The organism is Bradyrhizobium sp. WSM4873, assembly GCF_055811355.1.
Genome location: NZ_JBVVPS010000005.1, coordinates 255,073 through 261,072, shown reverse-complemented (window position 1 = coordinate 261,072; position 6,000 = coordinate 255,073). Strand labels below are relative to the sequence as shown.

Below are 6,000 nucleotides of genomic sequence, written 5' to 3'. Positions count from 1 at the left end.
CCATCACCTTCAAAAACGGCCTCGAATACTTCCACGCCGTTGCAGCAGGATGGAGCCTTAGAGATATGTGCATGCCCTAGGGCCTTCGCCGGGACGACGGTGTTGATGGAGCCGCAGCTCAGATCGACCGCAGCACGTAGCGCCGGTTGTCCTTCTGCACCGGGCGCGCGTTCATCGGATAGAGCTTGGCGAATGCGGCGACGTCGGTGGCAGACACCTGGATCGGGTCGGTCAGCAGCAGCCATTCGACCACTTCCGAGCAGGGCGGCGTCGTCAGCGAGCCGGGATAGCGGAAGTAGCTGAGCCTCGTGGGCAGCATGGCGTGAGGATCGATGGCCGCGCCAGCTTTCACGGCGGGGCCTTCCGCGGCCGGCATCGTCTTGACGATCTTGCCGAAGGCCGGGTTCGGTTTGCCCTCGGCCATCAGCACGCCGACCACGGCGAGCCCGCCGGCGTCGTTGCGGTGGACGAAATGCGCCTCCATCGGAAAATTCCTGCCGCCGATCATGTGCTCGCTCGGCCGGTGGAAATGCACCTGGAGCAGCTTGTATTTGACGTCGCCGAGCGTGAGCGTGCTGCCCTCGGTGAAGTTGAGCTGGATCGTGTGCCCGTTGTTGACGATGGTGTCGGCGCTCTTGCCCCAGTTCAGCTTCAGCGCGGGCAGTTGCGATTTGACCGTTGCCTCGATGTCGATCGGCGATTGCTGCAGGCCGACCGCGCAGGCCTTGTTGGCCGCGTCGAGATCGCCCCATTTGGCGCCGGCGCCTTCATAGCTCCAATGCGTACCTTCGGCGGCGAAGGCCGGCTTGCAGAGCGGACAAAGCGCAAGGCCCGCGAGCGCCTTCAATGCGTGACGGCGATCCATCGTATTCCCCCTAACATGAATTTGCTCGGCAATGAGTTGCGGCAACCTATGCGAGAGAGATGCTGAGTCGCAAGGCTGGCAGGCGAGACACGATCACTGGCTTGCCCACACGATCCGCGCGATCCAGCCGACCTCACTCGCCGCCATCCTGCGCTCGGCCTGGGAGGCATCGAGCGGCTGCAAGTCCAGAGTCTTTGCGGTGCGGCGCAGCAGCGTCGCCACCGTCACCTCGCCCGCCTTGGTCTTCACCACCACGCGATCCCCTTTGCGGATCGGCGCGCCGGGCGTGACCAGGATGATGTCACCGTCGCGATAGGCGGGCGCAAGCGCTTCACCGGAAATCTGCAGCGCGAAGCTGTTGTTGTCCTCGGCGGCGGGAAGGCCAAATTCGGTCCAGCTCTTGCCGATGGGAAAGCCGAACTCGTCAAAGGCGCCGCTCGCGCCTGCCAGCGAGAAGCGGAGCAGCGGTACCGAGCGGCCGCCGTCTGCCTCGCCGCCGACCAGCCTGGCAAAAATGTCGATCGAGGAATCTGCCGCTGCCAGCGCTTTCGCGATCGATTCGGTCGAAGGCCAGCGCTCGCGGCCGTCGGAGGTGACGCGCTTGGACTTGTTGAAGGTGGTGGGATCGAGCCCGGCGCGCTTGGCGAGGCCCGACGGCGACAAGCCGGCGCGCGCCGCCAGCCGATCCAGCGCGCCCCAGATCTGGTCGTGAGTGAGCATCCTCTGCGCTTTTGCTTGCCTGACCATGGAAGGTCCAGCCCGTCGCAACTCAGGAAAACTATCCTCGAATCAACCGGTTTTCCGCTTTTTGCGCAAGGGGCGCGGTGAGCGTGTTTTCAAGCGAACCGGCTACCGGTTCGCGCCAGGAAATGCGTCAAAACAGGAATTTCGAACTCGCTTCGATTTCATCGGCACGGAAATGGCTCTAAGTCTTGAGTTCGGAGGGGGCGGCCATTACGGTCGCGCCCGGGTTTCAGGGACCCGCACGACCCAAAAACCCCAAAAGACTCAACGAGCAAACAGGGCTGCGTAAGCGGTGGTCAAGATCTACAAAATCTGTCCGGCCTCGGCCTGGCGCGAGGCGGAACGGCAGGGCGTCTACCGCGGCAGCGCGGACGATTCGCGCGACGGATTCATCCATTTCTCGACCGCGGCCCAGGTTCCCGGAACTCTGCAGAAGCATTATGTCGGGCAGCGCGCGCTGTTCCTGGTCGAGGTCGACGGCGATGCGCTCGGCAGCGCATTGCGCTGGGAGCGTTCGCGCAATGAGGAGCTGTTTCCGCATCTCTATGGCGAGCTCGATCTCGGCGCGGTGATGGCCGTGATCAACCTCAACACGCGCTCTGACGGCGGCCACGACGTTCCGGAGCTTGCCCCGTGATCCGCGCTTTTGACGCTCTCTCGCTGCCGGTGTTGCGCTGGCTCGATCCGGAAGATGCGCATCGCCTCGCGATCCAGGGCCTGCGCTTCCTGCCGCCGGGCAAGCCGCACGCTGACGATCCCAAGCTTGCGGTGCGTGCGTTCGGGCTCAACTTCCCCAATCCGATCGGCATGGCAGCGGGTTTCGACAAGAGTGCCGAAGTGCCGGATGCGCTGCTGCGGCTCGGCTTCGGCTTTGTCGAGATCGGCTCGGTGACGCCGAAACCGCAAAGCGGCAATCCGCGGCCGCGGCTGTTTCGTCTGGAGCGCGACGAGGCCGTGATCAACCGCATGGGCTTCAACAATGACGGCGCGGAGACAGCCCTGCGCCGGCTTGCGGCGCGCGCGCAGCACGGCGGCATCGTCGGCGTCAATGTCGGCGCCAACAAGGATTCGCCTGATCGCGTCAACGACTACGTCAAGCTGATCGAGACCTTTGCGCCGGTCGCGAGCTATTTCACCGTCAACGTCTCCTCGCCGAACACGCCGGGCCTGCGCAATCTGCAGGAAGGCGCGCTGCTCGACGATCTCCTCGCCAGGGTGATCGACGCGCGCCAGCGGGTGCGCGCGAGCGCCGGCGACACGCCGGTGCTGCTCAAGATCGCGCCAGATTTGAGCCTCGCCCAACTCGACGACGTCGTGCAGGTCGCGCGCTCGCGCCGGGTCGACGGCATGATCGTGTCCAACACCACGATCGCGCGGCCGAGCACGCTGCGCGAGGAGATGCGCGCCAAGGAGCAGGGCGGCCTGTCCGGCCGGCCGCTGTTCCGGTTGTCGACGCGGATGGTTGCGGAGACCTATGTGCGCGTCGAGGGCGCATTCCCCCTGATCGGCGTCGGCGGCGTGGACTCGGGCGGCGCCGCGCTGACGAAGATCCGCGCCGGCGCGAGTCTGATCCAGCTCTATTCGTCGCTGGTCTACAAGGGCCTCGGCCTCGTCGACGAAATCAAGCGCGACCTCACCTCGACCCTATTGCGCACCGGGCGGGATTCTCTCTCCGAGATCGTCGGCTCCGACGCCGCGACGCTGACGGCGGAAGACTGGCCGGGGATGTAGAGTTTTCTTCACCTCGCCCCGCTTGCGGGGAGAGGTCGGATTGGATCGAAGATGCAATCCGGGTGAGGGGGACTCTCCGCGAGTCCCACTCTCACCGTTCCTGCCGAGACTCCCCCTCATCCCGACCTTCTCCCCGCAAGCGGGGAGAAGGAGAAGAAAGAAACGTCTTCCTGTACAGCGCCGGATAGCGCGCGGCCTGCAAGCCGCCGCGCGAGACGTAGGAGGCGATCAGCGCGCTCCACAGTCCGGCATTGCCGAACGATTGCAGCGCCCACCATGTGGCGAGGAAGATCGCGAGCGAGGCCAGCATCAGATTGCGCATCTCGCGCGCCCAGGTCGCGCCGATATAGATGCCGTCGAAGCCGAAGGCGAACACGCCGGGAATCGGCGCAAGCACGACGAACGGCAGGAATTCCCGCGCGCCGCGACGGACGGCTTCGCTCGCCGTCATGAAATCGATCAAGTTCGGCCCAAACAGCGCGAACAGCGCGGACACGACCAGCGCGAAGCCGAGCCCCCATAGCAGCACCAGCCGGGTCGAATCCGCAAATCCCCTGGCTTCGCGTGCGCCGAGCGTACGGCCGCAAAGCTGCTGGGCTGCGTTGGCAAGACCATCGAGGAAGAAGGCGCTGACCAGCAGAAAGTTGTTGAGCACGGAATTGGCGGCCAGCGTGACGTCACCAGCCCGCGCGCCTTTGGCGGTGAAAAACAGAAACACGGCGATCAGCGCCGCGGTGCGGATCAGGATGTCGGAGTTCACCGCCAGCAGCCGCATCAGCTTGGCCCGGTCGAACAGCTCCGCGTACGGCACCGCGAACCCGCCCACCGCATAGCGGCGGCAGACGATCATGCCGAGCCCGAATCCGGCCGCTTCAGACAGCAGCGCCGCGATGGCAGCACCCGCGATGCCGGTGTCGTAGACCAGCACCAGCAGGATCGTCGCCGCCGCGTTGACGAGATTGATGACAACCTGGAGCGCGAGCGCCGGATTGGCGCGAGCCTGGCCGACCAGCCAGCCGAGGATGACGTAATTGGCGAGCGCCAGCGGCGCTGACCAGATCCGGATCACGAAGTAGGTTTTAGCCGCGCGCGTGACGCCTTCGCTGCCGCCCATCAGGTCGAGCAGCACGGCGGCCAGCGGCAGTTGCAGCGCGATCAGGGCGATGCCGATCAGGCCCGCGACGATGAAGCCGCGCACCAGGATCGCGGTCAGCTCGCGCGTCTCGCCCGCGCCGAGCGCCTGCGCCGTGAAGGCGAGCGTGCTCATGCGCAGGAAGCCGAATAGCCAGAACAGGCAATCGAAGATGACGGACGCGATGGCGACGCCGCCGAGCAGCGCGGCGTCGTCCAGCCGTCCGATCGCGGTGGTCGAGACCACCCCGATCAGCGGCGTGGTGAGATTCGCGACCATCGCGGGGCCCGCGATGGCGAAGACCTGACGGGAACCGATCTTCAAGTGAACGGGTGCGTGCATGTCAGAACACGAGCACCATGCCGTCTTCGGCGGCGAGGTGGGCGATGTCGTCGAGGCGCGACAGCACGTCGTCGCTCATATGGGTGAGCACGAGGCGTTTTGCGCCGATTTCGGGCAGGTGCTGTTCCAAGGTCTTCAGGCTGAGGTGATTCTTGACCACCTTCTCGTACATATAGGCTTCGGCAATGAAAAGGTCGGCGCCATGCGCCAGCGGAATGAGCGTCTCCGTCCATTCGGTATCGGCGCTGTAGGCCAGCGTGCGGCCTTCCGCTTCGACGCGATAGGCGAGGAACGGTCCGCCGGATTCGCCGTGCACGACCGGGTAGGGCGTCACCGTCACCGCGCCGAAACTTTGGCTTTGCTCGGGCGCGAGCTCGACGACGGACAGCTCGAAGCGCTGTTTCGTCTTGGAGGAGTGCTCGAACAGAGCCTCCATCACCGCACGCAGCCGCGTCTCGATGCCTTTGGGGCCGGCGATCGTGAGCGGCCGCGTCCGCCGCGAGAATTGTGCGTCGAGCAGGACAAACGGCAGCCCGGCAAAATGGTCGCCGTGGAAATGCGTGATCAGGATGAGATCGATCTCATTGCAGTCGATCTCGAGCCGCTTCAGCGCCGGCAGAGCCGACGCGCCGCAATCGATCAGGAAGTTGGCCTCGCGCCCCGAGACGTGGAAGCAGGTGTTGAGCCTGCCGCCGGATCCGAAGGCGTCGCCGCAGCCGACAAAACGCAATTGCATCGGCCGCGAGCTCCCTAGAGCATGATCCGGAAAAGTGTGAAGCGGTTTTCCGACAAGATCATGCTCAAAACTAACGACTTATCTGCGCGGCGTGCCGAAAACGCGCATCAGCAGCCAGATCGGGATCACGATGACAGCGCCGAGCAGGAAGTAGCGCCACAGCCAGTTCACGGTATCGAAGCCGAGATCCCACAACCGCTGGAACAGGAGACGAATGCTGTAGAGAATATTCCAGGGATCGAAGCCGATCGCCGCCAGCACGACGCCGACGAGGATCGAGAGCAGCACCAGGCGAAACGCGACCGCCAGCGGCGAGCCGCCGAGAAAGCGGTTCAGGCCATCACTGCGGCCGGCCGGCAAATCTCTGACGTCTTGGACCATCTCAAACTCCTCAGCGGATTCGACCCCATTATAGGGCACGGCGAGGCACATGGGGAACCCGCAACGGGC

7 protein-coding genes are annotated in these 6,000 nt (G+C 64.9%); 2 read left to right on the top strand and 5 right to left on the bottom strand.

What is annotated here, in order from left to right:
* Nucleotides 1-118 precede the first annotated feature (118 nt).
* Together AC0L21_RS11010 and AC0L21_RS11005 are read right to left on the bottom strand one after the other, a co-directional pair.
* A complete protein-coding gene (locus AC0L21_RS11010) occupies nucleotides 119-865 on the bottom strand; it encodes a carbonic anhydrase (RefSeq protein WP_473261139.1) in 747 nt (248 codons plus the stop codon).
* A 93-nt stretch (nucleotides 866-958) separates the two neighbouring features.
* Nucleotides 959-1,612, bottom strand: a complete 654-nt coding sequence (locus AC0L21_RS11005) for a S24 family peptidase (protein WP_473261137.1) — start codon at nucleotides 1,610-1,612, stop codon at nucleotides 959-961.
* A 289-nt stretch (nucleotides 1,613-1,901) separates the two neighbouring features.
* On the opposite strand from AC0L21_RS11005, the gene AC0L21_RS11000 reads away from it, so the two are divergent.
* Both AC0L21_RS11000 and AC0L21_RS10995 read left to right on the top strand, forming a co-directional pair.
* A complete protein-coding gene (locus AC0L21_RS11000) occupies nucleotides 1,902-2,246 on the top strand; it encodes a DUF952 domain-containing protein (RefSeq protein ID WP_473261135.1) in 345 nt (114 codons plus the stop codon).
* Entirely contained in the window at nucleotides 2,243-3,340 is a 1,098-nt protein-coding gene (locus tag AC0L21_RS10995; protein ID WP_473261133.1) for a quinone-dependent dihydroorotate dehydrogenase, read from the top strand. The genes AC0L21_RS11000 and AC0L21_RS10995 overlap by 4 nt, the downstream gene beginning before the upstream one ends.
* Nucleotides 3,341-3,431: 91 nt before the next feature.
* Here the strand turns inward: AC0L21_RS10995 and AC0L21_RS10990 are convergent, their stop codons facing one another.
* The 3 genes from AC0L21_RS10990 to AC0L21_RS10980 all read right to left on the bottom strand — a co-directional run bounded on the left by AC0L21_RS10990 (nucleotide 3,432) and on the right by AC0L21_RS10980 (nucleotide 5,931).
* Nucleotides 3,432-4,814, bottom strand: a complete 1,383-nt coding sequence (locus tag AC0L21_RS10990; protein WP_473261131.1) for an MATE family efflux transporter — start codon at nucleotides 4,812-4,814, stop codon at nucleotides 3,432-3,434.
* Between the two features lies 1 nt (nucleotide 4,815).
* Nucleotides 4,816-5,550 (bottom strand): MBL fold metallo-hydrolase, encoded by a 735-nt coding sequence (locus tag AC0L21_RS10985; RefSeq protein WP_473261129.1) that lies wholly within the window; start codon nucleotides 5,548-5,550, stop codon nucleotides 4,816-4,818.
* Nucleotides 5,551-5,628: 78 nt separating this feature from the next.
* Complete coding sequence (locus tag AC0L21_RS10980) at nucleotides 5,629-5,931, bottom strand: DUF6460 domain-containing protein (protein ID WP_473261127.1); 303 nt, start codon at nucleotides 5,929-5,931, stop codon at nucleotides 5,629-5,631.
* Nucleotides 5,932-6,000: the final 69 nt, after the last annotated feature.